Source organism: Antarctobacter sediminis (assembly GCF_019218285.1).
Classification (GTDB): domain Bacteria; phylum Pseudomonadota; class Alphaproteobacteria; order Rhodobacterales; family Rhodobacteraceae; genus Antarctobacter; species Antarctobacter sediminis.
On sequence record NZ_JAHUZG010000002.1, the window covers coordinates 675,076 to 701,594 of the forward strand.

Genomic DNA, 26,519 nt, shown 5'->3' on the forward strand with positions numbered 1-26,519 from the left:
ACTGTCAGGAGCATGCATGGCCAATAGTGCTGGCAACAGGATCACGATTACCGTTCTTGGACCATTCATGGTGCGGGACGGCGACGGTGTATCCCTGCCCATCAAAGGCGCCAAGAACCAGGCGCTGCTGGCCATGCTTGCGCTCAGCCCCGACATGTCGCGCCCCCGCCGCTGGCTTGAAGACAAGCTGTGGTCCACCTTCGGCCCCGAGCAGGCCAGCGCGAACCTCCGGCAGGCGCTGTCGAAACTGCGTGGTGCGCTTGGCGAGGCTGCCCGGATTCTCGATGCCGATCGCAGCACCGTCAGGCTGGACCCGCGCGCCGTTACCGTCGATCTGCTGGAAGAAGTCGTGCCCGAGGATGACCGGGTCGAACTGTTGCAGGGGATCGACGTGCGCGACCCCGAATTCGAGGACTGGTTGCGGCAGGAGCGCGCCTCGCTGCTGGCCAAGCTGAACTCGGCCACGCCATCGGACAGCCGCGGTATCCTCATCAATTGCCGCGCCGATACGGAAGCACCCGGGCGCGACCGGATGCTGGGCGAGGTGCTGGCCAACCAGATCGGCGAGAATATCGCGGAACAGGTCCGCGCGTGGCGGCAATCGGATTCCGATGCCTCGCTGGTGGATGGCGCGCCGATGAGCGATGTCACCGTCAGCACCCAGTTGATGGAAAACGGCGATGGCGGTCATGCGCTGTTCATCAAGGCAACCCATCAACCCAGCGCCCGCATCCTTTATTCCAAGCTCCAACAGCTGAACCGGCTGGAGGACATCCTGACGGCGGAAATCGACGTGTCGCGCACCGTGTTCGAAGCCGCCGACCAAATCATCGGCAAGCTGCCGCATGTGCTGGAAAAAGACCGTCCCGAAACCCGGGCCACCGCCCTGTCGCGGCTGGGACTGTACCGGATGTTCTCGTTTGAAAAGGACGCCCTGCGCGAGGCCTATGGCCTGATGGATCAGGCATTCAAACGGGATGAAAACGGCATCTACCTTGCATGGGCCAGCATGATCCGCCTGACCCAGATGATCGAAATGGCGGAAGAAGACCAAAAACCGCTTCTGGATGAAGCGGTGGACCTGCACTATCGCGCGATGGAACTGAGCCCGGACAACGTTCTGGTGCATGCCATTGTGTCAAAGGTCCGCGGGACGGCGCTTGGCGATACAGCGGGGGTTCTGGACCTCGCGCAGAACGCGGTCGAACGGAACCCGGCCAGTGCCTTTGCATGGAAATCCCTGTCCGAAGCGCTGATCCTGTCCGGCGATATGGAGGGTGGGTTCAACGCCTCGGAGCGCGCCTGCCGAATCGCGCGCACCTCACCCTTCAAGCATTACTGGGACACAGGTCACTGCATCGTGGCCATCGCCTGCAACCGCCCGCAACAGGCCATCGAGGCAGGAGAGGCCGCCGTCCGGTCCGCGCCCCTTTCCCGCCCGGCGCACCGGCATCTTTTGGCGCTATATGCACTGGAAGGCCAGTTGGACAAAGCGCAGGCCGTGGCCGAAAAATTGGCCAAGATCGAACCGGGCTTTACGCTCGACAAGCTGGTGAACGACGACAGCTATCCGGTCAGAACCCTGCGCAACAAGGGCATGCTGGAACCGATCCGCGCGCTTTTGTAACCCTTCCCCGGGGCGGTTTTCGCGTGTCCCGGCGATGACAAGGGCCTATTTTCCTACATTCCGACCAATTCAGGCCACATTTTGGTTGTTTCTCTGCGCCTGCGCAATGCGCCGATAATTGGGGCAGGACGGGGAAGGCTGGAAACAATCACCCCCGCCGTGTGAGGTGAGGATCGCTGAATGGCGACGTATACGGTTACAAGTTCGAACTGGAATTCCGCATCCTTCTGGAACGGGATCAATCAGGGCAGCGCGGGACATACGTTGGATTTCTCCAACCTCGGCGCAAATTATTCGGTGACCTACGACGCCAATGGCGGCTCGCTGGTGATGACCAACGGGGCCAGCACCTTTACCGTTGGCGATATCTGGTACAGCGGCTTTGCCAATGCCTATCTGGGCGGTACCACCCAGTTCGAAGCCTTCACCACGATGATCCTGCCCGACGGGTCGGATTTCTATTCGGGCAGCGACCGGTCGGAAACCATCGAACTGGGCGGCGGCGCGGATACGATCTTTGCCTCGGATGGCACGGACACGGTCACGGGCGTCGATGGCGATGATTTCGTCAATCTGGGCGCAGGCGACGAATCCCTCGACGCAACCGGCGGCAACAACACGATTCTGGGCGGCGACGGCAACGATACGCTGACTTCGGATCTTGGCTCGGACGAATTGCAGGGCGGTGCCGGGGCGGATGTGATCGACGCGCTGGGTGGCGACAACACGATTGACGGCGGCACCGGTGCGGACAGCATCACCACGGGCGCGGGCAACGATGAGATCACCGGCGGCTCTGGTCAGGACACCATCAACGCGGGCGACGGCAACGACACCATCTATGGTGACGGCGGCGACGTCGGGACCAGCGCAGGCACCCTGTCCAGCTTCAACTTTGGCACCATCAGCGATACGGGCGACACCGGGAACGGCATCATTGGCTCTTATGCCGTCTACGACAACATCGGCGTCACCGATGAAGGCATCGTGGTACAGGCGCGGGTCACGGTGCTGGATTCCGAAGACCCGAACATCGCGTTCGAGTTCAACACAAACTCTGTCTACATCAACCGCGACGGCGCGGCGGACGCAGGGACAGGGGTCACTTTGGGCTTCGAATTCTACGATCAGGCCACGGGCGAGCCGATCAAGATCACCGGCGTCTTTACCTTTCAGGACATCGACACCACCGCCGAAAGCGTCACCGCGCAGACGGCGGATGTGACCAGCCTCGGGCTGGGCTCTTCCCCGACGACCAACCTGACCGCGACGGACTCCGGCGAGGAGCTGGGCGCGCAATCCGACAACACCAGTTCCAGCAATGCAGATCAGAACCACTGGGCGCAGTTCAGTTATAGCGAGCAGCAGGAACTTGTTTTTGTCGTGACCTCGCGCGGGGGCGGCACCAACTATGCGTTTTCGACCACCGGGTTCACCGATACACCCACGGTCATCACCTCGACTCCCGAAAGCCAGGACGACTATATCGACGCTGGCGACGGCAACGACCTTGTCTATGGGCTGGCGGGCAATGACACACTGATCGGCGGCGCGGGGCGCGACACGCTGGATGGCGGCAACGCGGCCGACACGATTGATGGTGGCGCGGACGAGGACGTGATTGCCGTCACCGATGATTTCGGCGCGGATGTGATCCGGGGCGGCGAAACGGTGACCACCGGCGCCGACTACGACACGCTGGATTTCTCTGGCATGACCCGCGGCGTCAACGTCACGATGACCGGCGACGAGGCCGGCACCGCGACCGATGGCACGGATACGCTTGGCTATACCGAGATCGAGCGCGTGGTCCTGAGCGATCAGGGAGACAGTTTTGACGGGCAATATGGCCCGGCGGGAACCGGCGTCACCGTCGAAGGCGGCGCGGGCAACGATTCTCTCATCGGCACCGAAGCGGCGGATTCCCTTGATGGCGGCGATGACAATGACACGCTGCGCGGCGGTATCGGCGCCGACACGCTGACCGGCGGCGCGGGCGATGACAGCCTTTTCGGAAACGAAGATGGCGACTCGATCACCGGCGGGGCAGGCAGCGACACGATTTATGGCGAAACCGGCAACGATTATGTCGATGGCGGCGACGACAACGACACCGTCGAAGGCAATGAGGGCGACGATACGCTGGTCGGCGGCGCGGGCGACGACTGGCTACGCGGCTCCTTTGGTCAGGATGCGCTGTATGGTGGCACCGGGGCCGACTATCTCTGGGGCGGTTGGGGCGACGACACGTTCCATATCGAAAACGATTTTGGCAACGACACCGTCGATGCCGAGGGCGTCGATGAAACCACAGGCGACGTGCTGGATCTGTCTGCCGTTACCGATGACCTGACCATCGACCTGACAGCGGCCAACGCCGAAAACGGAACCGTCACCGACGGTTCGGGCACGCTCGGCTTTACCGACATCGAAACCATCGTGCTGGGCAGCGGGACCGACACTTTGGTGCTGGCCAATGGATCGGGCGCCGATGTGGTCACGGGCTTTGCCGCCCCGACCGATCTTGGCGGCGGGACGTTCGCGGGTAATGACCTGCTGGATGTCTCGGGCCTGAGCGACACCGACGGCAACCCGGTCAATGTGACCGACGTGGTGGTCAGCGACACGGTGGGGGACGGGTCCGGCGACGCGGTACTGACCTTCCCGGGGGGCGAAACGCTGACCTTGCTCGGTGTTCCGGTTTCCGACGTATCCTATGCCGCGCAACTGGAAGCCATGGGAATCCCCCCTGCCCCGCCGGACTACGTGGTTTCGGGTACAGTTGGGGACGACCTTATCAACGCGGACTACCTCGGCGACCCCGAAGATGACCGCATTGACAACGCCGACAATGCCACGGCGGACGACGATGACGTGGTTCTGGCGGGCGCAGGCGACGATACGATCGACGCGGGCGCAGGTGATGACACTGTCTTTGGCGAGGCCGGAGACGATGAGATCTTTCTGGACGCGGTGCTGGACAATGACAGTATCGTCGGCGGAGAAACCGGCGAGACCGAAGGCGACCGGATCAACTTTTCGGCCATTTCCGACGACATCACGGTAACCTTCACCGGGGCCGAGGCCGGCACGCTCAGCGATGGCGTCAGCACCACGACCTTCGAGGAAATCGAACGGTTCCAGATGGGGACCGGCAACGACAGCGTGACCGGTTCGGATGCGGCAGAGCATATCATCGGCAACTATGGCGATGACACGATCATTGCGGGCGGCGGCGACGACACGATCTTTTCCGGTTTCGACAATGACAGCGTCTCGGGCGGCGAAGGCGCAGACAGCCTTCTGACCTCTTCGGGCGCGGATACAGTCGAAGGCGGCGCAGGCAACGATACCATCGACGTGGGCGCGGCAGATGGCGAAACCGACGTCGTGGTGCTGGCGGATGGATCGGGCGACGACCTGATCTCGGGTTTTGAAACGCCCACGGATCTTGGCGGCGGAGCCTATGCGGGCAACGATCTGCTGGATGTCAGCGCCCTGACCGATCTGGACGGCAACCCGGTCGATACCGGTGATGTGACTGTCAGCGATTCTGTGGGTGACGGCTCGGGCCACGCGGTGCTGACCTTCCCGAACGGGGAATCGATCACGCTGGTCGGGGTGACACCGGCCGAGGTGCAAAGCCCCGAACAGCTGAACGCGATGGGCATTCCGCTGTTCACCGGTGATTACATCGTCGAAGGCACCGGTCTTGGCGACACGATTGACGTGGGTTACGCAGGTGACCCGACCGGGGATTTCGTCGACAACAGCGATGGGATCGGCGGGTCGCAGGATGACACGATCCTTGCCTATGGTGGCGATGACAGCGTTGTGGCGGGGCTTGGCGATGACAGCGTTCTTGGTGGCGCGGGCGATGATACGCTGGAAGGTGGCACCGGGGCCGACACGCTTCTGGGGGGCGACGGCGCGGACCTGCTGAAAGGCGGCGCGGGCGCGGACCTGCTGTCCGGCGGGGCCGATGCCGACCGCGTGGTGCTGGAGGATGGCTTTGGCGCCGACACCATCACCGGCGGCGAAACCGCGACCAGCGGCACCGACAACGACGTGCTGGACACAACGGCGCTGAGCGCGCCTGTCACCGTGACCTATTCCGGCGACGAGTCCGGCACGGTCACGAATGGCGCGGAGACCGCCGACTTTGCGGAAATCGAGTCGCTGACGCTGGGCGCAGGCGATGACAGCGTCGATGGCAGCGCGGATGGTGCGGGTCTGAACGTCAGCGGCGGGGCCGGCGGGGATAGCCTGACCGGCGGCACCGGTGACGACACGCTGGACGGTGGCACCGGCGCGGACAGCCTGACAGGCGGCGCGGGATCGGACAGCCTGACCGGTGGCGACGGGGCCGATACCATCACCGCAGGCTCTGGCGACGTGGCCTTCGGCGGCGACGGCGACGATGTGTTCAACGTCCATGCGGACGATATGACCGGCGCGGACCTGACCATCACCGGCGGCGAAAACGATGAAACCGGCGGCGACACGCTGAACATCACCGGCCCGGCCAAGATCACCATGACCGGGGCGGAATCCGGCACAGTGGAATGGCTGGACGGATCGACCCTGACCTTTTCAGAGATCGAGAACGTCAAATACACCCCCTGTTTCACACCGGGCACCCGGATCAAGACCAACAAGGGCGAAATCGACGCCGCGCAGATTGCGCGCGGGGACCGCGTGCTGACCCGCGACAATGGCTATAAAAAGGTGCTTTGGGCCGGGTCCAAGACGATCAGCGGCGCGGAACTGGCCGCCACCCCGGACCTCTGCCCCATTCGCATTGCGGCGGGGGCCTTGGGCCGGGGTGTCCCGGAACGCGACATGCTGGTTTCTCCGCAACACCGGGTTGTCATGGGTGGCGCGGCGGTGGAACTGCTGTTCGGCGAGGACGAGGTTCTGGTCGCGGCAAGCCATCTGGTCGGCCGTCCCGGCATCACGCGCATCTGTCCCGCAGAGGGCGTCACCTATGTGCATTTCATGTTCAACGCGCATGAACTCGTTATGTCCGATGGCGCGTGGACCGAAAGCTTTCAACCCGGGGATCTTTCGCTGGCCGGTTTGGATGACGGGCCGCGCAGCGAATTGCTGACCCTGTTCCCGGAACTGTCGAACACTCCGGGGCGCGAGGCCTACACCGCTGCGCGGGCCTCGCTGAAAGCGGATCAGGCGCGCCTCTTGCTGGCCGCCTGACCCGTCAGGGCCTTAGCCCAGCGCCTGTAGCAAAGCGCGCGAGGGCTGGCCGGTCACGGGCAGCCCCTTGGCCTGTTGATAAGCGCTGATTGCGGCCTCGGTCTTTTTGCCGATCACACCGTCCGGCGTCCCCGCGTCAAAACCCGCCCGCGTCAGACCGCGTTGCAACGCCTTGCGGTCTTCCAGCGTCAGGCCGTTCTTGTCGCGGCCAAAATCCCCGACCAGCGGCCCCGCCCCGGCAAGGCGGTCCGAAAGATACCCCACGGCCAGGCCGTAGTTCTCGGATGGGTTGTAGCGCAGGATCATGTTGAAGTTGTGGAAGACAAGGAAAGCCGGCCGTCCCACACCCATCGGCGCAAGGATCGCGGCCGAGCCATGATCCGGCAGGCTGCCGCCCGTCGCGGTGCGCACGCCAAGTTCGCGGAACCGCGCCACGTCGGCCCGGTTCTTGCGCCCGGTCGGACCGGAATAGCCTTGCGGCAGGCGTACCTCGATCCCCCAAGGCTGGCCCCGGCGCCACCCGGCCCGGGCAAGGAACCGCGCCGTGGTGGCAAAGGCGTCAATCGGGTTGTCGGTCCAGATGTCCCGCTTGCCGTCACCGTCGAAATCGACCGCGTGCTCTTGGTAGGCGTTGGGGATCAACTGCGTGTGCCCCATCGCCCCGGCCCAACTGCCGACCAACTGTTCGGGGCGCGCGTCGCCGGTCTGAACGATTCGCAGCGCATCCATCAGGTTCGATTCGAAGAACCGCCCACGACGCCCTTCCCAGGCCAGCGTCGAGGTGGCCGAGATCACCGGGATCTTGCCACGCTTGGTGCCGAAATAGCTTTCGACACCCCAAATCGACGCCATGACCTGTGCGGGCACACCGTATTCCGCCTCGACCCGTTGCAGGGCGCTGCGCTGTTTGGCGAATTCTCCCCGGCCAAAGCGAACCTTTTCTTCGGGAGCGACGATGGCGATGTAGTCTTCCAGCGTGCGGGTGAATTCGGTCTGGTTGCGGTCGCGTTCGATCACACCGGGCAGGAAACCCTGCCCGCGAAAGGCGCGATCAAGGGTTGCCTGCGTGATGCCTCGGTCGCGGGCGCGCACCTTGAAGGCCGCGACCCATTCATCATAGGCCGCATTGGGTTGCGGTCGCAGACCGGGTTCCAGCGCGGGGTCCGGACGGGCCACGACAGGCCCCCCACCGCCCGGCAGGCAACCGCCCAGCCAGATCGCCGAAATGCCCAGCGCAAAACCTCTTCGGGAAAGGCGCATCTCCTGTCTCCTGCTCTTGTTTTCGGAGTTATCCGGCGCAGGCTAGACCGGCGGCAGGATACACTGCAACAGGCTGTCAGGCAGGAAACTGCCGAGCTGCGGTCACAAATGGTAGAACCAGATCACCGCGCCAATCACAGCCAGCAGGACGATGGGAAACCACCAGCGGTTCCAGATCGGGGTCGGTCGAAAACAATAGCTGCAACTGCTGCTGCCATACCGCAGCTCATGATTGCACGAGCACCTGAAAATTCGAATTGTCTTAATCACGCACATGTCCTCCGGACCGACACCATACCACTAGAGACCAAAAATTACGCGCTTTTCGTCGACAAGGCTTAATCAGGCGACGGTCCGGCAAAAACGGTCAGTTTGAGGCTAGTTAGGTCCAGGCGATTGGTTTTCAAGCAACCTTTCGTATCGAGCCGTCTTCGGCAAGGTGAACCAGCCGCGCCAATTCCCCGGCACACAGCCTGCCGGCACCTTTTCGCCCAAGCAAACGGCCCGGCACCGACGTCGCCATGGCCAGCACCTGCGACAGCGGAAGCCCCACGGTTCCGGTCATGATCCGGATCGCCTGCGGCAGGGTCACATCAGCCCCGGCAAGCGTCCCGTCCTCCAGTGTCAGGCGACCGTCCCGCCGCAGGACACGGCGACCATTAAGCCGAAATTCCTGCAACTGAGAGGCGAGCGGCGCCATGGCATCTGTCACAAGGTAGATCCGGTCTTGCCCACGCTTGGCCGCAACCGCCGCGCGAATTGCGGCGGGGTGGACATGCACGCCATCCGCAATGAGCCCGGCGCTGACAGTTTCGGTGTCCAGAGCCGCGCCAACCAGACCCGGTTCGCGATGGCGTAGCGGGCTCATGGCGTTGAACAGATGTGTCACGCAACTGGCCCCGGCAGAAAAGGCGGCCATGGCGTTATCATAGCTGCAATCACTGTGGCCAAGTGCAACCAGCGCCCCGGCGCGAACCAACCGCGCGATCTGGGCCGGGCGAACGCTCTCTGGCGCGACAGTCAGCTTTAACAGCGGCAGGCGGTGCGCGGCGGCCATCAGCACTTCAAGATCCGCGTCAGTCATGGCGCGGATCAATCCACCATCATGCGCCCCCTTGCGGGACAGCGCCAGATGCGGTCCTTCAAGGTGCAGCCCGGCGATGCCCGGCACGCCTTGGGCCACAGCGGTTTCGACCGCGTCTATGGCGGCGAGCGTACGGTCGGGCGTGTCCGTGATCAGCGTTGGCAGGATTGCTGCCGTCCCGGTCGAGGCGTGGGCCTCGGACATGATGCACAGCGCCTCGACGCTGGTGTCATCGTTGAACTGAACGCCGCCGCCACCGTTTACCTGCAAATCGACAAAGCCCGGCGACAGGACGCCGCCCTCCAAGGCAATCCGCTCGCCATCGGGGGCATCACTTTCTGGCACCATTCCTGAAATTCGGCCGTGTTCGACGACCAGCACAGCGCCTTCGTGCAGGGTTGCGCCGTCAAAGATCCGGGCGCCGGAATAGATCTTGCGTGTCATTTCAGCCTTTCCGCTGCCGCGCGCGCCAGTTGCAACGCCCCGTCCAGCGCGGTCCCCTTGGCGGGAACGATTCTGCGCGAAAGGTCGCCCAACAAGGGAGCATAGGCCGGCCCAAGACCACCGGTCAGACATATCGGAAGGCCCGCCCCCCCATCCAGAGCCCGAATGGCCTGTGACAGGTAGTCCGCCCCTTCGCCAAGGATCGCCCCGGCATGAAGATCCGCGCCGGCCGCGCTGACGATACGTGGCGCCAGGGCTGCGAAATCCCCCGGGGCCGCGTGGCTGGCAAAGGCAACGATCCCCAAGGCTCCGCCGGTGAATTCATCCAGCACGGCGCGCGTCAACTCTGAATGCGGCAACAGCCCGTCATGGCACAGCAGGACCCGTTCCATCAGGCACCGTCCCAGCCATGCGCCCGAGGCCTGATCAGACACTTGCAGTCCCCAGCCGCCGATCCGGCTCACGGCTCCGCCCTTGCGCCCCGCCAGAACCGATCCGGTGCCAACAGACACAAGGATGCCGTCACCAGCCCCCAGCGCCCCGGCCAAGGCGGTTTCAAGGTCATCGCTGACGGTGGCCCGAGGCACACCGCAGCCATCGGCAATCCGCGCCTGAACGTCGGCCGTCAGCGCACCGGCCAGACCAAGATGCGCGACCTGCGGGCCAGTCGTCAGGCCTGCCGCTAGAACCGCAGCCTCAATCGCCGCCCGTGCGTTGGCAATGGCCAACTCGGGATCCGTGGTCGCATTGGCCGGACCCGCCCGCCCGTGGCCAAGAACGGGACCGTCCCGCCGGGCGATCACCGCCCGACAGCCGGAACCGCCGCCGTCCACCCCCATCACCAGAAATTCGTCCATCTCCGACATGGTCGGATCATTGACACAGCGCCGCGACCCGCAAAAGCCACAAATGCCGCGTCATTCGTCCATGACCTCGGACAGGCGCTGAAGCCCCTTGCGAAGGCCGTCCAATGCCTCGGGGCCAAGCGCCTCTTCCAGCCGCTGGTTCCGCGCAACGAAACGGGGCCGCACTTCGTCCAACTTGGCCCGCCCCTCTTTGGTCAGGGCCACCAGCTTTTTGCGTTTGTTGTCACTGTCGCCTTCAAAGCGGACAAGCTCTTGTTTGGCCAACGCCTCGGCGGTGCGGCTGATCTGTCCGCGGTCGATTCCACAGGTCCGACTGAGATCCGAGATCGAGATCGCCCCCCACGTGTCGACAATATTCAGGATCCGGTAAGCCGTCAGGTTGATCGACTGATCGCGCAACATCTCGGCCCCTTGATGATCCAGTGCGCGGGACAGCACTGCCAGTTGAAAGGTCAGGCGACTTTCCAGATCGCGCACTTTGCGCAACTGGTCCTCTAGCTCCGCAGATTTAAGGCGCATGTTGCATCCTTCTTATTATTGTTGCGCGCGCATCATTATTGACGTATTTGTCAAATCATCGAATACCACGAACACATCGCATGCGCCAAGATGCTGGCGCGCAGGGAAGGCCGGAAATCATGCGCAAGGCGCCGAACATTCTGTTCCTGATGGCCGATGAGCACCAGGCCACCGCCCTGTCCTGCCTTGATCACGGCGTGGTCCGGACACCCAACCTTGATCGACTGGCGGCACGGGGGACCCTGTTTCGCAATGCTTATACGCCCAGCCCGATCTGCGTTCCGGCCCGCGCCGCTGTTGCCACGGGCCGCTATGTTCATCAGACCGGGTACTGGGACAATGCGCAGGCCTATGACGGCAGTGTGCCGTCTTGGGGCCATCACCTGCAAGCTGCCGGGGTTCCCGTAACAAGCATTGGCAAGCTGCATTATCGTTCGGCCGAGGATGACACCGGCTTTGACCGCCAGATCCTGCCCATGCACATCATGGGCGGCGTCGGGCAGGTCTGGGGCTCGGTCCGCAACCCCCTGCCCGACCGTCCGCGCGGGGGCGAGATGCTGGGCGGCATCGGGGCCGGCCTGTCAAAATACAACCGTTATGACATGGACGTGGCAGAGGCCGCCTGCGGGTTTCTTGCCACCAGAACCGGGGACGACGCGCCGTGGGCCGCCTTTGTCAGCTTTGTCGCGCCGCATTTCCCGCTGATCGTGCCGCCCGAATACCTCGCGCTATATCCGGCCGAAGACATGCCGCTGCCACCGGTGCGCCCTGCCAATGGCCACCCCACCCACCCATGGGTGGACCGAATGAACCGGATCGAGGATTCCGACAGCCAGTTGGGCAGCGATACCCGCCGCCGCCAAGCGATTGCCGCCTATTACGCCTTATGCAGCTTTGTCGATGCGCAGATCGGGCGGGTGCTGGATGCGCTGGACGCGGCAGGGATGACCGAAAATACGCTGGTCATCTACACCTCGGATCATGGCGAGCAACTGGGCATGCGCGGGCGCTGGGGCAAGTCGACGCTCTACCGCGAGTCGACACAGGTTCCGCTGATTGCAGCCGGGCCGGGTTTTGGCAGGGGCCAGCAAGTCAACACCTCCGTCAGCCTGCTGGACATCGCGCCCACCTTGACCGCCGCACAGGGGCTGCCCCCGGATCCTGCTTGGGTCGGGGCTCCGCTGCAAACAATCGCCGCCGGACCGACGGATGACACGCGCGTGGTCATGGCCGAATACCACGCGGTTATGTCTGCCTCGGGTGGATTTATGGTGGCCAATGCGGATTGGAGCTATCACCATTACATCGGCTACCCGCCACAACTGTTCGATCTGGACAACGATCCGTTGCAGACCCGGAACCTCGCAGGGCAGGCCCGTTATGAACCGGTCGAAACGCGGCTGCGCAACGCGCTGTTCGCCATTTGCGACCCGGAAGAGGTCGATACCCGCGCCAAGGCAGATCAGGATCGGCTGGTGGCGCAATTCGGCGGGCCCGAGGCCGCCTATGACACCGGACCCGCTGGCGCGTCCCCCGTGCCCGGCGCCTAGACAGACAATCGCAATCAGGTTGAGGAGGAGAACCAGATGAGATTTGCAGCACTGAAAACCGCGCTAGCCAGCGCCGCGCTGATGTTTGGCACCCTGCCCGCCGCGGCGCAGGACTGGGCACCGCAAGGCCCCGTCAAGATGATGATCGCCTTTGCCGCCGGTGGCGGGGCCGACACGCTGGGCCGGCTATTGGCCGAGGAACTGAACACGCGCTATGGCTGGGAAATCATCCCCGAGAACGTCACCGGCAAGGGCGGCGTGACCATGGCGGTGGCGTTGAAGGACGAACCGGCAGACGGGTTGTCCATTGGCATTTCGGTGACCGAAGCCGTGGCATATGCACCGCAGACCATGCGCAGCCCGGCCTATGCGCTGGAGGATTTCACCTTCCTGTCCACGATCACCGGCACGCAAATGGGCATCATCGCCAAGTCGGATCGCGGCTGGACCAGCCTGTCCGACGTGATCGCCGCCGCCAAGGCCGGAGAAACCATCACCGTCGGCGCCATGAGCCAGAAGCTGGCCGACGCGACCTATGTTCTGGCCAAACGCAACGGGATCGAGTTCACAACCGTCATGACCGGCGGCGGCAAGGCCAGCCTGAACGCGGTGATCGCCGATGACGTCGACATCGGCTGGTCCGCCGGGGCACAAACGGCCTCGGTTCTGGCCGGAGATGTGGTCAACCTTGCCTCGGCCGAAGATGCCGCGCTGAAGGTTTCGCCCGATGCCCCGCTGCTGGCGGAATACGACATGCCCTATACCTTTGGGGTCAAGTTCATGGTCATGGCCCCCGACGGCCTGCCCGAAGAGGTGCGCGCCAGCTGGGAAAGCAAGATCGCCGAGATCCTGAACGATCCGGACGGCAAGCTGCATGCCTTTACCAAAAAGGTCTTTTCCGGTCCCGAAGTGATCCAGGGCGCTGCTTTCACCGCCTTCATGCAAAACAGCTATGACGCCAATGGCGCCTTGCTGGACGAATCCGCCGAATAAGCCCGCATACGGCCCGGACGCCCAATGCGTGCGCCGGGCCGCTTTCATCCGGAGGCCCCCATGTCGGGACGCAGAACGGAATTGATCCTTGGCGCGGTGTTCTTGGTGCTGGGCCTGCTGGCGGCCCTTGTCTGGGTGCCCATGGACAGCGAAACACCGGTTCTCTACAGCCATCGGCGCCAAACTTATATCGGCGACGCGATGCTGCCCCTGCTGGCCGCGCTGGGGATCGCGATCTGCGCCGCGGTGCAAATCGTTGTGACCCTGCTGAACGCGCCGGACGGATCGCCGCGCGGAGCGGTCTTTGATCGCTATTCCGCCGGGTTCCTGCTGTCGGTCTTTGGCGTGCTGGCCCTCTCGGCGGTTGTGACCTTCTGGGCCGGTCCCGCTGCGCTGGCGCTCTTTGGGTCCGACGCGGAGCCGCCGCTGACCTATCGGCTGATGCGTAGCACCGCTCCATGGAAATACATCGGCTTTACCCTTGGCGGCACCCTGCTGGTCTTTGCGCTGATCTCGCTGCTCGAGGGCAGGATGCGCGGATCGCGGCTTGTTCTGGCCATCGTGGCGGTTGTGATGCTGATCGCCATTTTCGACCTGCCCTTCGACACGCTGCTGCTGCCGCCGAACGGAGATTTCTGATGGGTGTCTTCGACTACGTCTGGGCCGGGGTCATGGCGGTCATCGCCGGACCCGCCGCCTTCGAAATCATGGGGATCGGTGTGCCGATCACCGTGCTGATGACCGCCGCCGGATTCCTGCTGGGCATCCTTGGCGGAGCGACGCCGGGGCTGGCCGGGCCGTTCCTGATGGCTGTGTCGCTGCCGATCCTGCTGTCGATCTTCGGGTTTACGCCCGACGCTCTCTTGCCCGTCATGGGATTCCTTGTCGGCGTGATGAAAGGTGCCACGGTCGGCGGCGCGGTCCCCGCGATCCTGTTCAACACGCCCGGAACGCCCGATGCCATGCTGACCACGCTGGACGGCTATCCGATGGCGCAAAAAGGACAGGCCGGAAAGGCGCTGCGCACGGCGCATTTTGCCTCGGTCACGGGCGACACATTCTCGGACCTCGTGCTGTTCACCTGCGCGCCCTTCCTTGCCATCGTGGTCGAGGCCTACCTGGGCTTTGGCGAAAAGGCGGCGCTGATCCTGCTGAGCCTTGCCTTTGTCGCCGCCGTCGTCGGCGCCTCGCCGATGAAGGGCCTGATCGCCGCCTTTCTTGGCCTCTTCGTGGCCTCGGTCGGGACGGGAGAAGATGTTTACTCGCGCCTCTCTATGGGCACCGATGTTCTCTCTACCGGCTTTCCGCTGATCACCGCCGTGCTGGGCGTGCTGATCCTTGGCGAGGTGCTGTTTTCCTTTGAGCAGATGTGGCGCAACCGCCGCGACGCGCAGATGGCCGAGGAGACACCCCAGTCCGGCGACAACCGCCTGACATGGGGCGAACGGCGCCGCCTGATGCCCTATATCTCGATTTCGGCCCTGATCGGCACCGGCATCGGCGCGCTGCCCGGCATCGGCTCGACCCTGGCTGCCACGCTGGGCTATGCCACCGGGCAAAAGATGCACAAGGGGCCCGTCCGATTTGGCCAGGGCACGCCCGAAGGCATCGCCGCAACCGAAGCCGCCAACAGCTCGGTCTCGGGTGCGAACCTGATCCCGGTGCTGTCGCTGGGCATTCCGGGCAATGTCGGCGCGGTCTTCCTCATCCTCGCCGCCGAAAGCATCGGCGGTTTCAACCCCGGCCCGTCGGTCTTTCGGTTCTCGACCACCGAGGTGAACCCCGAACTGGTCATCGCCTTCGGCTTTTTCACAACGATGATGCTGGCCAACCTGATGAACTGGGCCGTGGGCGGTCAGATCATGCGCGCCACGGGCATCATGGCCCGCATCCCCAAGACCGTCCTGATGCCGATTGTGCTGCTGCTGACGCTGACCGCGATCTACGTGCAGGAAACCGATTTCACCGCGCTCTACTTCGCCATGGGCTTTGCCCTTCTGGGCTGGGGCATGCGCAAGCTCTCGGTGCCGATTCTGCCCTTTGTCATCGCTTTCATCCTTGCGGGCAACCTTGAACAGACCGTGCGCCAGGCCTTTGCCGCCTCGGGCGGAGATCCCTGGTTCCTGTTCCAAAGCCCGCTGTCCGTCACCTTCCTGATCCTCGGAGTTCTCGTGATCCTCTTCTTCCTGCGCAAACCCGCAACCGAGGCCAAGGCATGAGCCGCCCCAACATCCTGCTCATCAGCGCCGACCAGCACCGCGCCGATTGCCTCGGCGTCGAAGGGCGGCGCGTGCGGACCCCGAACCTTGACCAGTTGGCGCAGGAAGGCACGCGGTTCACCTCGGCCATCTGTCCCTCGCCCGTCTGCCAACCCGCCCGCGCCTCGATCCTGACCGGTCAGCTGTGCCGCACCCATGGCGTCCACGACAATGGCATCGATCTGGACACAGAAACCGGCGAGGCCGGCTTTGCCGGTACGCTGTCCCGCGCCGGCTATGACACCGCGCTTTTCGGCAAGGCGCATTTCTCCAGCTATGACGCCCGCGAACCTAACGGGCGCCCGGAATCGGCGGTGTCTTCGGTGGATTTCGGCCCCGACTGGTTCGGCCCCTACATGGGCTTCGACCACGTGGAAATGATGCTGAGCGGCCCGTCCAACCATCCTCCGCAGGAACCGCCAAGGGGCCTGCACTATGAACATTTCTTCTACGCCGACGGGCGCGGCAAGGAACGCGCCGCGCAATATGAGGCAGGCCCTCGCCCGGGCGCGGCACAGACATGGCATTCGCAACTGCCCGAGAACTGGCATTACACCCCATGGACGGCAGACCGCGCCATTGACTGGCTGCGCCATGGCCGTGACGCCGGCAAACCCTTTTGCGCATGGGTCAGCTTTGTCGACCCGCACCACCCGTTCGACTGCCCCGAACCCTGGTCACGCCTGCATGACCCCGCCGATGTGGACCTGCCCGAACACCGGAGCCGCGATCTGGAAAGCCGTCCATGGTGGCACCGCGCCGCGCTGGAAAACCGCCCCAAGGGCGACGCGGACGAGGTGCGCGTGCGCTCGCAATACTCACGGATCGACCCGCAGAGCGATGAGCAATTGCGCCAGATCATCGCCAATACCTACGGGCAGATCAGCTTCATCGACGCACAGGTGGGCCGCCTGCTGACCACGTTGCGAGAGATCGGCGCCGATGAGAACACGCTGGTGATCTACACCTCGGATCACGGCGACTGGCTGGGTGAGCACGGGCTGATCCTCAAGGGGCCCATGCCCTACGAAGGGCTGCTGCGCGTGCCCCTCTTGATGCGCGGCCCCGGCGTGCCCGCGGGCCAGACCTGCGATCAGCCGGTTTCGACTCTCGATCTGGCCGCCACTTTCCACGAATTCACACAGGTCCCGCCGACCCTGCCGCAACACGGGCAAAGCCTGTTTCCCACCTTGCAAGGCCAAAGCCGCGACCACGCGATGATGGAATGGGAACTGCTGCCCAATCGCGTTGGCGTGGCGCTCTCGCTCCGCACGGTCCGCACGGGATCCGCCAAGCTGACCATGGATCTGAAAAGCGGCGCTGGCGAAATGTACGACCTCGCGCGGGATCCGCATGAACTGCACAATCTCTTCGATGACCCGGCACATGCCAAGCTTCAAGCGGACCTGACCGCCCGCCTGCACAGCCGCCCAGATGACATGATCCCCAACCGCAGCGCCGTCGGTCCCGGCTGAGCCAACCGCCTGTTTCCCGGAGCCGCCCCTCGCTTGAGGCCGATCAGGACCGGGCCGCTGCCCGCCGCAAGGGGCCGAAGGCCCGCCGACAGGCGGCTTGCCCTTGCGGCGGGCAGCGGATTGGTTCAGGCCTGCGAACAGCGAACGGGCGGGCCGGGAAACAGGCTTGTTTGCTGGTGAGCCTCGAAGCGAAATCCGACGCCCAATAGGGTCGGTGGGCGGGCGCCTTTGCGGCGCAGCCGCAAACAGTCCCGCACAGCGACATGTCCCTTATCCCGGCGTGCGCTCCGCCCAGCCGGCAAAGATCTTTTCCAAAGCGACCACGACATAGTACAAAAGGATCCCCATCAGCGCCAAGGCGATCAGAACCGCGAACATCAGCGGATAGTCCGAATTCGTCTTTCCGCTGTCGAACAATGCCCCAAGGCCGCGCCCGTGCGGCGAGACGATCTCCATCAGGTTGGTCCCGATAAAGGCCAGCGTCACCGACACTTTCAGCGCGCCAAAGAACTCCGGCAGGGTCTTGGGCAAGGCGATCTTCCAGAAAATCGTCGTCTGCGAGGCACCCAGCGACCGCAGGATGTCGCGGTATTCCGGTTCCAGCGTGCTCAGCCCGATGGAAACCGACACGGCGATGGGAAAGAACGAGATCATGAAGGCGATCAGGATGGTGTTGAAATCATGTGCGCCGACGAACAGCAGCGCCACGATAGGCACCACGGTCGCCTTCGGAATGGCATTGAACCCCACCAGCAACGGATAAAGCGCGTCGCGCATCAGGCGTGAGAACCCCATGACCATGCCGACCAGAACGCCAAAGATGATCGCCACGACCAGCCCGACCACCGTGCGCCAAAGCGTCTGCCACCCCATCACAAGAAACAGGTTCCAGTATTTCGAATAGGCCGGTGGCAGGTCCGAGGGTGAGGCCATGACATAGTTCGGCCAGCCGTTGGCCCAGACCAGCAGTTCCCACAGCAGGCCAAAGACGACCATCGCCACAATCGGAACAAGGATCTTTTGCAAGCTCATGCTGCCGTCCCCTCGGGTTCGCCAGCCGCGCGCCCCTGCGCGATCTGGATCTGGTGGCGCAGGATGTTCAGCGCCTCGGCGCTTTCCGGCGTGTAGAGATGTTCAAGATCGCGGTCGCCGCCCAGATGGACGTCCATCACATATTGCGTCCGCGCGGGCCGGCCGGACAGCACCACGACCTGGTCGGCCAGAAAGATCGACTCGCGCAAGTCATGGGTGATCAGCACGCCGGTAAAGGGTTCCTCGGCCTTGACCTTGTGCATGGTTTGCCAAAGGTCCTCACGCGTAAAGGCATCCAGTGCGCCGAAAGGCTCATCAAGGATCAGAACCTCCGGCTTGTGTACGATGGCCCGGCAGAGCGAGGCCCGCTGCCGCATTCCGCCCGACAATTCGCTTGGGCGCTTGTCCTCGAACCCTTCCAGCCCCACCAGCGCCAGCAGGTGACGCGCGCGCTCTTCCTGTTCGCGCTTGTTCATCCGGGTCGAAACGATCTCCAACGGCAGCATGACGTTTTGCAGGATCGTCCGCCATTCCAGCAGCACCGGGTTCTGAAAGGCCATGCCCACCGTCGATCGTGGCCCCTTGACCCGTTCACCGTGCAGCCACACTTCGCCCTCGTCCGGTTTCATCAAGCCGGCAATCAGGCGGGTCAAGGTGGATTTGCCGCACCCCGAGGGGCCGACCACGGCGACAAACCCGCCTTCGGGCACGCTCAGTTCCAGCCCGTTCAGCACCGGCAACGGGCCGGCCTGCGTCTTGTAGGCGTGCCGGACGCCCTTGATCTCGATCAGCGGTTGCGACACGCGACGCTCCTTGCACAAGAAGACCCGCGGCGCGACATGGGCACGCGCCGCGGGTCGGGTTGTGTTGATTACTTCAGCATTCGCGCCGCTGCATCCGGCAGGTATGCGTCCGTGAAGTAAAGCGAGGCATCGGGCGCGTTCTGGAATTCGTAGGTTTCCGCCAGTTGCACCAGCGCCGCGTCAAGACGCGCCGGGTCGATCCCGCCCATGCCGTTCGTTTCGGCGTAGTCGGTCAGCACGTTGGCATCGATGGCCAGTTGCAGACGCCGCTGTTCCAGCGCCGCATCGGCTGCCGGGTTGCGCTGGATCAGGCTTTCGATGGCCGAGGCGGGATCTTCGATCGCGTCTTTCCACCCGGCCGCGATGGCCGTCAGGAAACCGGTGATGACCTCGGGGTTCGCGGCGGCATAATCGGTGTTGACGATGATCGCGTTGCCGTAAAGTTCCAGACCGTAGTCGGCCATGAGGATGGTCGAGATGTCGGCCTCATCCACGCCCAGCCGCACGAGGTTCAGGTAGGACGAGAAGGAAAAGCCGGTGATCGCGGCCACGTTGCCTTCGGCCAGCATCGGTTCGCGGGTGGGGAAGCCGACGGGCTCGACGGTGATCTTGGACATGTCCAGACCGTTGGCCGAGGCAAAGGCCGGGAACTGCGCCCATGCGCCATCCGGCGGCGGCGCGCCCAGCACCTTGCCTTCCAGATCTTTCGGCGCTTCGACGCCCAGAGACTTGCGGCCCACCACGGCAAACGGCGGCTTGTCATAAACCATCATGACCGCCGTCACCGGCGCGCCCGGGTTCTGGTCAAGGAACTTGATCAGCGAGTTGATGTCGGCAAAGCCCACCGGGAACGCGCCGGTCGCCACCTTTGGGATCGCGTCCAGCGACCCCTGCCCGGCAGAGATTTCCACCGACAGGTCCTGTTCCGCGAAATAGCCATCGTCGATGGCGACGAAATAGGGCGCGGCCGGACCCTCGAATTTCCAGTCCAGCGCAAAGGGTACGGCGGTTTCCGCAATAGCCGTGCCCGCAAGCACGACACTTGCGGCGAAGGCCGCAAAACTCTTCTTCAGCATTGGTCACTCCCTGTTAGTTATCGGACGGGACACTGCTGCAACGCGGGCGGCGGGAAAACCGGACAAGGCGGCCCCACCGTGCCAGCGCTGGCAGTTGCCTCTTTATTGACAGGCAGAGTGCAACCTGCCCGTTGATTAGGCAACTCTCAAATCCGCATTCTTGAATGGGACTAGGGGCAGTCAGGCCTGATAAGGCCCCCCATCCGCGTCATCGCCCGAAGCCAGCATAAGCGCCTGTAGGTCCGGCACATCGAACACGCGGCGCGAACGGGGCACCAACAGCCCGTCACGAACCAATCCGGTGATCTGCCGCGAAACGGTTTCGAAGGTCATGGACAGAAGATCGGCAAGCTGTTCGCGGCTAAGGATCATGTCCAGCCGACACCCGCCCGAGTTCAGCGGTGCCGTGTTCTGCCGCATCGCCAGCACAACCATCAGGCCCGCCAGCTTCTGCCGTGCGGTTTTGCGCCCCAAAACACCCAACCACGAACGCGCGGCATCCAGATCGGCCAGCACCATAGTCATCAGACGCGCCTGCAACCCCGGCACCCCTTCCAACAGCGCTTCGAAACTGTCAGCCTTGATCGCGCAGGTCTCGACATGGGTCAGCGCCTCGACATCGAAGGCATTGGCCGATTGCCAATGCTGCCCGATCAGATCCCCGGGCTGGATCAAGCTGACGATCTGGCGCGTTCCACGCTCTTGCGTGCGGCTCATGGTGGCCATGCCGGTAAGAACAGTGGCCACTTCACCCGGCTTGCGACCGGCCAGAAGGATACGTTCACCCGGTGCATAACGGCGATAGATCTTGACGGCTTCCAGCTCGTTCAACCCGTTCCGATCGACTCCGGCACAGACGCCGACAAGTCGGGCAGGACAGGTTTCACAACCGGGCAACTCCCCGAGAGATAAGGTATTTTGCTTCGCGCGCATGGCCCGCCTCTTTGCGCACTCCCCGATGGAACGCTAGGCAATCATGCATCTGTGATCAACCTTATGGAGAGCCAGAGCGCCGAAACGCCGCAGACGTTCACACGGTCAACTGTGGCGCCGGGGCAAGGTGACATGCCAGTGCCGGTCGGCCAGTCGTTCGCCTTTCCAATCTGCCGTCAGGCGACCGTCGATCACATAGGATTCAGCGTCACATCGCGCGGTCAGCACGCTGTGCATCTCCGCCAGTCCGTCGGGGCGGCGATAGCAGGCGCGATGCTCGAAACGGCTTTGGGCCGAGGCGGGGACACCCTCGTCAACCCGATGAAGGGCGTGGGTCTCGTACCCGAAATCCGTGCCCGTTTCCGTATAGTGCACCTCAGAATAGGGCTGATCCCAACCGGACAGCAATTGGCCGTCCTCGACCGATTGGAACCTCTGGATCTGCGGGGCGCTCTTGACGGCAAAGTTCTTGACCTCTGGCAGGTCCAGCGCGGGCGGCAGGTCTTGCGTCAGCGGCCGTGGTTCACCCTGAAACAGTGGCAACACCAACTGCCCCGCCGTGACGGTCAGGCCCCCTGCCTCTGCCGACGGCCAGATCATCGGCCAGCAAGAGGCGGACAGAGCCAGCCGGATCTTGTGCCCCTTTCGGAAACGATAGGCCTTGGTATGGAAAGGTACCGTGATCGCCCGCCCCTTGGCTGGCAGGGATTGGGCGGGCACGTCCAGCGCCTCGTCCAAGGCAAGGTTTCGCAGGCAAAGCCCCACCTTGACCGAAGTCCCATCCGGCGCGACGTCGTTCAGCCGCAGCGCCAATTGCCGGGTCCCCTCGGGCGCATCGACCTGTAACTGAACCTCGCCCGCGCCGTAGAGGATAAGATCCTCTGCCAAGACCTGACTGTCGAAACACAGCGACAGCGCATCGTCGTCCCGCTGATCCAGTGGCAGCCCGCCGAAACGCCCGAAATAGCCCGTATCGCCCAGCGCCTGCCCGATCCGCAGGTCCGATGGCACCGTCCAGTCCCCCTCTGCCGCGTCGTCCGACAGCCCGCCAGCGGCCAGATGCCAGACCCGCGGCGCGGTATGATCCTGCGGGGCGCCGGTTTCGATCCAGCGGCCATTGCGTTCGTCCAACACGTCCGCGGGCGGATCGTATTCGCGCAGCCAAGCCCGCATTGACGGCCAATACTCCTTGCGGCCCTCACCTTTCAACCAAAGGTCCCACCATTGAAGTGCAAGCTGCTGGAACCCCATGGCCGGACCGGGATGGCCGTGATCGGGATAGTGGTGCCCCCAAGGACCGACCACGCCACGTACAAGATCGGGGCGCGCCGCGACCAGCGACATGACCGAATTGGAATAGCGGTCGGACCAGCCCCCAACGGCCAACACCGGGCGACGAAGGCGATCCGCCTGATGGATCACCGACCCGTGCCGCCAGTACTCACCGCGCGCCTCTTCGCGCACCCATGCCTCGACCGGGAAACTCAGCGCCTCCACCCGCTCTTGCCACATGGTTTTCCAAGTGTCCCCGACGCTCGTCGTCGGCGGTGCCCCAAGGATCGCTGGCAGCGTCGCACCCCATTCAAAGGTATCCGTCAGCAGGCAGCCGCCCTTGTGGTGAATGTCGTCCTCGTAGCGGTCATGGGTGGCACAGACGGCGATGATGGCCTTCAACGCCTCGGGCGCGTCGATATTTGCCTGAAGCGAGGCTGTCCCCCCCCATGAGGTCCCGAACATGCCCAACCGCCCGTTGCACCAAGGTCGGGCGGCGATCCAGTCGATGGCGTGGCGGATGTCTGACAGTTCATGCGCGGAATACATGTCGTCCATCCGGCCTTCGCTGTCACCGGAGCCGCGCATGTCGATCCGAAGGCAGGCATAGCCGTTGGCCGCGAAATAGGGGTGGTTCCGTTCGTCCCGGGCACGAACCATGTCCGTCTTGCGATAGGGGATGTATTCCACGATTGCCGGAACCGGGTCATCGGCAGCCCCCTCCGGCAACCAGAGGCGCGCCGCCAACCGCACACCGTCCGGCATAGGAATCCACAGATGCTCTGTCACCGTGACTCGATGTTGTCCGGGCTCTGGCCGCATGGTCATCGGGGTCTTCCTCTGTGCTGGGGGCAGTAGAATCTTGCAATGATTCACCGCGAGAACATAATTTAGCAACAAAATTCTAGTCACGCGGAATAATCCAGGTAGAGTTTCGTCACACAGAGCCAAGGATCGCCCCATGACCGCCCCGTCCGATGTCATCCCCATGGTCGACAGCCTGTCTTCGCTGGGTTCGGAGCTGCGAGAGTTGCGCAAGGCCCGCGAGATGACGCTGAAAGACCTCAGCCACCGCGCCGGCATATCGCTCAGCCACCTTTCAGCCATCGAACGTGGCGCTTCGAAACCGTCGCTGGACGTGCTGGACGCGCTGTCCCGCGAGCTGGACGTCACCCCGGACTGGTTTTTCGTCCGACGCAGCGGTGCCGGTCCCTATGAACGCAACTGCGTCGTCCGCAGCCAGAACCGGCGCGATCTCAACACGCTATACGGGGAGGATGCCGGAGCACTGGGCTATGCGGACAGCCTCTTGTCCAGCTCGATCGGGGGGCAGTTCTACATGGGTCTGGCCGTCTATCAGCCCCGGTCGGAAACGCCGGTGGACCGGGTGCAACTGCACGAGGGCGAAACACACGGGCTGGTTCTGGAAGGCGAGCTGGAAATGCGGATCGGCGATGAGGTCATCACCCTGCGGGAAGGCGACAGCTATAGCTTTGACGCCCGCATCCCCCACCACGCCCGCAACCAAAGTGACAAACCCTGTCGCCTTGTCTGGGTGGTTTCCCCGGTGGTGATCCCAAAAAACGTCAGCGCCCGCGAAGACGGATAGCCCCCGATAGAACTTGCCGGAAAATATGGCATCAAATTCGTAATACAGGAATTTTCGCAAAAATTTCTTCTCAACCGTCGAATCGTCGTTACAGTTACGTAACGAAATCTTCCAGGAGGCGATTCGTGACACGGGCGCGCAAGACAGACTCGGCACGGGTGACACCGGACGAAAGCCTTGCCACCTTCGGGGCTGAGGTGCGGCAGTTGCGCAAGGCGCGGCAAATGACGCTGAATGACCTTGCCCGGAACAGCGGTGTCTCTGTCAGCCATCTTTCCGCCATCGAACGCGGTGCCGTGAACCCGACACTGGGCAAGATCCGCCGCATCGCCGACGCGCTTGGCGTGCCCGAAGACTGGTTCTTTACCCCCCGCCCCGGTCACGGGCCAATGGAACGAACCTATGTCGTCCGGCAGGAAAACCGCCGCAACCTGAACCTGCTTTATGGTGAAACGGTCGATACCGCGGGTTATTCCGACGCGCTTCTGTCCTCTTCCCTTGGCGGGGAATTCCACATGGGGATCTCGGACTATCCGCCCCACAGCGAGGCGGTGGCGGATGAACTCTATGCCCGCGACGGCGAACAACACGCGCTGGTTCTGGAAGGAGAGCTGACCCTGACGCTGGAGGACGAGGTTATCACCGTCCGCGCGGGCGACAGCTTTAGCTTTCCGGGCCACATCCTGCACAGCACCCGCAACAAAAGCGACAAACCCGCCCGGCTGATCTGGGTGAACTCGCCCGTGATCATCCCGAAATACGCGGCCCTCGATTCCGAAGACGCCCCGGAGACAGACAATACCGCGAAGAAAAAGCGCTCCGGCACGTGACTGGCAACGGTCCTGTCCGCGCCTCGGGCGCGGGCCGGGCAAAAAAGACAGACCAAGACAACAGGGAGACGACCATGACACAGAACAAGACCCACGGCCTGACCCGCCGTTCCCTTCTTGCCAGCGCCGGGGCCTTTGGCGCCGCGACACTGGCGATGCCGCGCATGGCGATCAGCCAAGATGGCAAGGTGCTGACAATCCGCTCCTACTCGGACCTGCAATTGCTGGACCCGGCCTTCCGCCTCTCGCTGCCCGAGGATGACATCATCCGCGCCATCTATCCCCCACTGATCGAACCGGTGTCCGGTGACGTCTGGGACTGGAAAGCGGTGGCCGTCGACAAGATCGAACAGCTGGACGATCTGACCATCGCCTTTACACTGAAGGACAACATCGGCTTTACCGACGGCTATGGCGACATGACCGCCGATGACGTCAAGTTCTCGATCGAACGGATTGCCGATCCCGCGAACGAAAGCCCCTATGCGGGTGACTGGGCCGCGCTGAAAGAGGTCGAGGTCAAGGACCGCCTGTCCGGTCTCATCCACCTCAAGAACAAATTCGTCCCGCTGTGGACCACCACACTGCCAACGCCTGCCTCTTGCGTCGTGTCGCGCAAGGCGGTCGAGGAATTGGGCGGCAAGATCGGCACCGAGCCGGTGGCCCAGTCCGGCCAGTACCTGCTGACCGAATGGGTGCCCAAGCAGCGCACCGTGCTCAAGCGCAACCCCGACTGGAAACACGAACCGGGCGGCTTTGAGGAAATCCACATCATCCCGATCGAGGACCCCGCCACCGCCGAGCGCGGTTTCGAAGCGGGCGATCTGGATTACACCTGGACCAGCGTTTCCTCCCTGCCCCGCCTCAAGGAAAACCCGCCCGCCAGCAGCGTCGTGCTGGAAAAGCCCTCGCTTGCCTATGTCTGGCTGGGCATGAACAAGGACAACGAAACGCTGAAGGATGTGCGCATCCGCCGCGCGATCCAGCACGCAATCGACCGCGAGATCGTCGTCGACGCCGCCTATTTCGGCGCCGCCGGTGTCGCCAATGGCATCATCGCCCCCGGCCTGCCGGGCAGCCGCGATGCCGTGACCTACGACTATGACCCCGACAAGGCCCGCGCCCTGCTGGCCGAGGCCGGTGTCACAAACCTGAACGTGACGCTGGACATCCTCAACCAGTCCGAACGCCTGACCGCCGCGCAGGTGATCCAGGCCAACCTGGCCGACGTGGGCATCAACTGCGAAATCAAGCAGAACGACAGCGGCACCTTCTGGTCTCTGGGTTCCAAAGACGGCGACTATTTCATGGACCTGCAACTGGTTCTCAGCCGCTTTTCGATGCAGCCCGATCCCTCTTGGGCGACGGTCTGGTTTACGCCGGAACAGGTCGGCGTCTGGAACTGGGAGCGGTTCGACAACGCCGAGTACAAGGAACTGCACGATCAGGGTCTGGTCGAAAGTGATCCAACCAAGCGCGACGAGATCTACAAGAAGATGCAGTCGCTGATGGACGAAAGCGGATGCTACGTCTTCCTCACGCACGAGGTTGTCGGCGCGATCCACAAGGACACCATCACGCCCGGCCTCAAACCCAACGGCGAGTCCCTGCTGTCGGATTTCAAACCGGCCTGACGGACCTTGCAGGCGGGCCCGAAACGGGCCCGCCGCCCCCTTC

The 26,519-nt window shown here is 63.6% G+C and carries 19 protein-coding genes; 10 read left to right on the forward strand and 9 right to left on the reverse strand.

Going from position 1 to position 26,519, the window contains the following annotated elements; genetic code table 11:
- The first annotated feature begins 16 nt into the window (after positions 1-16).
- Both KJP30_RS11175 and KJP30_RS11180 read left to right on the forward strand, forming a co-directional pair.
- On the forward strand, positions 17-1,627 hold the full coding sequence (locus tag KJP30_RS11175; RefSeq protein WP_218449237.1) for an AfsR/SARP family transcriptional regulator: 1,611 nt from the start codon (positions 17-19) through the stop codon (positions 1,625-1,627).
- Between the two features lie 180 nt (positions 1,628-1,807).
- Positions 1,808-6,838 (forward strand): Hint domain-containing protein, encoded by a 5,031-nt coding sequence (locus tag KJP30_RS11180; RefSeq protein ID WP_218449239.1) that lies wholly within the window; start codon positions 1,808-1,810, stop codon positions 6,836-6,838.
- A gap of 12 nt (positions 6,839-6,850) precedes the next feature.
- On the opposite strand, the gene KJP30_RS11185 is transcribed toward KJP30_RS11180, so the two are convergent.
- The 4 genes from KJP30_RS11185 to KJP30_RS11200 all read right to left on the reverse strand — a co-directional run bounded on the left by KJP30_RS11185 (position 6,851) and on the right by KJP30_RS11200 (position 11,011).
- Complete coding sequence (locus KJP30_RS11185) at positions 6,851-8,098, reverse strand: lytic murein transglycosylase (protein ID WP_218449246.1); 1,248 nt, start codon at positions 8,096-8,098, stop codon at positions 6,851-6,853.
- 403 nt (positions 8,099-8,501) lie between these two features.
- Positions 8,502-9,626, reverse strand: coding sequence for an N-acetylglucosamine-6-phosphate deacetylase (gene nagA / locus KJP30_RS11190; protein WP_218449250.1), 1,125 nt, complete (start codon positions 9,624-9,626; stop codon positions 8,502-8,504).
- The gene (locus tag KJP30_RS11195; protein ID WP_218449251.1) at positions 9,623-10,492 is read right to left on the reverse strand and encodes a glucosamine kinase nucleotide-binding domain-containing protein; all 870 of its coding nucleotides are present in this window, start codon (positions 10,490-10,492) and stop codon (positions 9,623-9,625) included. Before KJP30_RS11195 ends, nagA begins: the two co-directional genes overlap by 4 nt.
- A gap of 51 nt (positions 10,493-10,543) precedes the next feature.
- On the reverse strand, positions 10,544-11,011 hold the full coding sequence (locus KJP30_RS11200; protein WP_218449255.1) for a MarR family winged helix-turn-helix transcriptional regulator: 468 nt from the start codon (positions 11,009-11,011) through the stop codon (positions 10,544-10,546).
- 80 nt (positions 11,012-11,091) lie between these two features.
- On the opposite strand from KJP30_RS11200, the gene KJP30_RS11205 reads away from it, so the two are divergent.
- Genes KJP30_RS11205 through KJP30_RS11225 form a run of 5 tightly spaced genes read left to right on the forward strand, consistent with a single transcriptional unit; the run spans position 11,092 to position 17,287 of the window.
- Positions 11,092-12,561: a sulfatase family protein gene (locus tag KJP30_RS11205; RefSeq protein WP_218449256.1), complete on the forward strand. Its 1,470-nt coding sequence runs from the start codon at positions 11,092-11,094 to the stop codon at positions 12,559-12,561.
- Between the two features lie 36 nt (positions 12,562-12,597).
- The gene (locus KJP30_RS11210; protein ID WP_218449257.1) at positions 12,598-13,554 is read left to right on the forward strand and encodes a Bug family tripartite tricarboxylate transporter substrate binding protein; all 957 of its coding nucleotides are present in this window, start codon (positions 12,598-12,600) and stop codon (positions 13,552-13,554) included.
- A gap of 60 nt (positions 13,555-13,614) precedes the next feature.
- The gene (locus tag KJP30_RS11215) at positions 13,615-14,193 is read left to right on the forward strand and encodes a hypothetical protein (protein WP_218449258.1); all 579 of its coding nucleotides are present in this window, start codon (positions 13,615-13,617) and stop codon (positions 14,191-14,193) included.
- A complete protein-coding gene (locus tag KJP30_RS11220; protein WP_218449260.1) occupies positions 14,193-15,773 on the forward strand; it encodes a tripartite tricarboxylate transporter permease in 1,581 nt (526 codons plus the stop codon). The genes KJP30_RS11215 and KJP30_RS11220 overlap by 1 nt, the downstream gene beginning before the upstream one ends.
- On the forward strand, positions 15,770-17,287 hold the full coding sequence (locus tag KJP30_RS11225) for a sulfatase-like hydrolase/transferase (protein WP_218449263.1): 1,518 nt from the start codon (positions 15,770-15,772) through the stop codon (positions 17,285-17,287). The genes KJP30_RS11220 and KJP30_RS11225 overlap by 4 nt, the downstream gene beginning before the upstream one ends.
- A 270-nt stretch (positions 17,288-17,557) precedes the next feature.
- On the opposite strand, the gene KJP30_RS11230 is transcribed toward KJP30_RS11225, so the two are convergent.
- The 5 genes from KJP30_RS11230 to KJP30_RS11250 form a co-directional block, all read right to left on the reverse strand.
- Positions 17,558-18,319: an ABC transporter permease gene (locus KJP30_RS11230; RefSeq protein WP_218449272.1), complete on the reverse strand. Its 762-nt coding sequence runs from the start codon at positions 18,317-18,319 to the stop codon at positions 17,558-17,560.
- On the reverse strand, positions 18,316-19,122 hold the full coding sequence (locus KJP30_RS11235) for an ABC transporter ATP-binding protein (RefSeq protein ID WP_343222763.1): 807 nt from the start codon (positions 19,120-19,122) through the stop codon (positions 18,316-18,318). The genes KJP30_RS11230 and KJP30_RS11235 overlap by 4 nt, the downstream gene beginning before the upstream one ends.
- Before the next feature lie 68 nt (positions 19,123-19,190).
- Positions 19,191-20,198 (reverse strand): ABC transporter substrate-binding protein, encoded by a 1,008-nt coding sequence (locus KJP30_RS11240; RefSeq protein ID WP_218449273.1) that lies wholly within the window; start codon positions 20,196-20,198, stop codon positions 19,191-19,193.
- Between the two features lie 180 nt (positions 20,199-20,378).
- Complete coding sequence (locus KJP30_RS11245; protein WP_218449274.1) at positions 20,379-21,029, reverse strand: Crp/Fnr family transcriptional regulator; 651 nt, start codon at positions 21,027-21,029, stop codon at positions 20,379-20,381.
- Positions 21,030-21,236: 207 nt separating this feature from the next.
- Positions 21,237-23,231, reverse strand: a complete 1,995-nt coding sequence (locus tag KJP30_RS11250; protein WP_218449278.1) for a CocE/NonD family hydrolase — start codon at positions 23,229-23,231, stop codon at positions 21,237-21,239.
- A 133-nt stretch (positions 23,232-23,364) separates the two neighbouring features.
- On the opposite strand from KJP30_RS11250, the gene KJP30_RS11255 reads away from it, so the two are divergent.
- The 3 genes from KJP30_RS11255 (at position 23,365) to KJP30_RS11265 (ending at position 26,476) form a co-directional block, all read left to right on the forward strand.
- Positions 23,365-24,012 carry a helix-turn-helix domain-containing protein gene (locus KJP30_RS11255; RefSeq protein ID WP_218449280.1) on the forward strand — a complete coding sequence of 216 codons (648 nt, stop codon included), beginning with the start codon at positions 23,365-23,367 and terminating at the stop codon, positions 24,010-24,012.
- Positions 24,013-24,137: 125 nt separating this feature from the next.
- Complete coding sequence (locus tag KJP30_RS11260; protein ID WP_218449282.1) at positions 24,138-24,842, forward strand: helix-turn-helix domain-containing protein; 705 nt, start codon at positions 24,138-24,140, stop codon at positions 24,840-24,842.
- A 74-nt stretch (positions 24,843-24,916) separates the two neighbouring features.
- Positions 24,917-26,476: an ABC transporter substrate-binding protein gene (locus KJP30_RS11265; RefSeq protein ID WP_218449284.1), complete on the forward strand. Its 1,560-nt coding sequence runs from the start codon at positions 24,917-24,919 to the stop codon at positions 26,474-26,476.
- The last annotated feature ends 43 nt before the right edge of the window (positions 26,477-26,519 follow it).

What these genes read in the sequence shown, in the direction of transcription:
- KJP30_RS11175 (WP_218449237.1), top strand. Translation starts at nt 17, where the DNA reads ATGGCCAATAGTGCTGGCAACAGGATCACGATTACCGTTCTTGGACCA.
- KJP30_RS11180 (WP_218449239.1), top strand. Translation starts at nt 1,808, where the DNA reads ATGGCGACGTATACGGTTACAAGTTCGAACTGGAATTCCGCATCCTTC.
- KJP30_RS11185 (WP_218449246.1), bottom strand. Translation starts at nt 8,098, where the DNA reads ATGCGCCTTTCCCGAAGAGGTTTTGCGCTGGGCATTTCGGCGATCTGG.
- nagA (WP_218449250.1), bottom strand. Translation starts at nt 9,626, where the DNA reads ATGACACGCAAGATCTATTCCGGCGCCCGGATCTTTGACGGCGCAACC.
- KJP30_RS11195 (WP_218449251.1), bottom strand. Translation starts at nt 10,492, where the DNA reads ATGTCGGAGATGGACGAATTTCTGGTGATGGGGGTGGACGGCGGCGGT.
- KJP30_RS11200 (WP_218449255.1), bottom strand. Translation starts at nt 11,011, where the DNA reads ATGCGCCTTAAATCTGCGGAGCTAGAGGACCAGTTGCGCAAAGTGCGC.
- KJP30_RS11205 (WP_218449256.1), top strand. Translation starts at nt 11,092, where the DNA reads ATGCGCCAAGATGCTGGCGCGCAGGGAAGGCCGGAAATCATGCGCAAG.
- KJP30_RS11210 (WP_218449257.1), top strand. Translation starts at nt 12,598, where the DNA reads ATGAGATTTGCAGCACTGAAAACCGCGCTAGCCAGCGCCGCGCTGATG.
- KJP30_RS11215 (WP_218449258.1), top strand. Translation starts at nt 13,615, where the DNA reads ATGTCGGGACGCAGAACGGAATTGATCCTTGGCGCGGTGTTCTTGGTG.
- KJP30_RS11220 (WP_218449260.1), top strand. Translation starts at nt 14,193, where the DNA reads ATGGGTGTCTTCGACTACGTCTGGGCCGGGGTCATGGCGGTCATCGCC.
- KJP30_RS11225 (WP_218449263.1), top strand. Translation starts at nt 15,770, where the DNA reads ATGAGCCGCCCCAACATCCTGCTCATCAGCGCCGACCAGCACCGCGCC.
- KJP30_RS11230 (WP_218449272.1), bottom strand. Translation starts at nt 18,319, where the DNA reads ATGAGCTTGCAAAAGATCCTTGTTCCGATTGTGGCGATGGTCGTCTTT.
- KJP30_RS11240 (WP_218449273.1), bottom strand. Translation starts at nt 20,198, where the DNA reads ATGCTGAAGAAGAGTTTTGCGGCCTTCGCCGCAAGTGTCGTGCTTGCG.
- KJP30_RS11250 (WP_218449278.1), bottom strand. Translation starts at nt 23,231, where the DNA reads ATGACCATGCGGCCAGAGCCCGGACAACATCGAGTCACGGTGACAGAG.
- KJP30_RS11255 (WP_218449280.1), top strand. Translation starts at nt 23,365, where the DNA reads ATGACCGCCCCGTCCGATGTCATCCCCATGGTCGACAGCCTGTCTTCG.
- KJP30_RS11265 (WP_218449284.1), top strand. Translation starts at nt 24,917, where the DNA reads ATGACACAGAACAAGACCCACGGCCTGACCCGCCGTTCCCTTCTTGCC.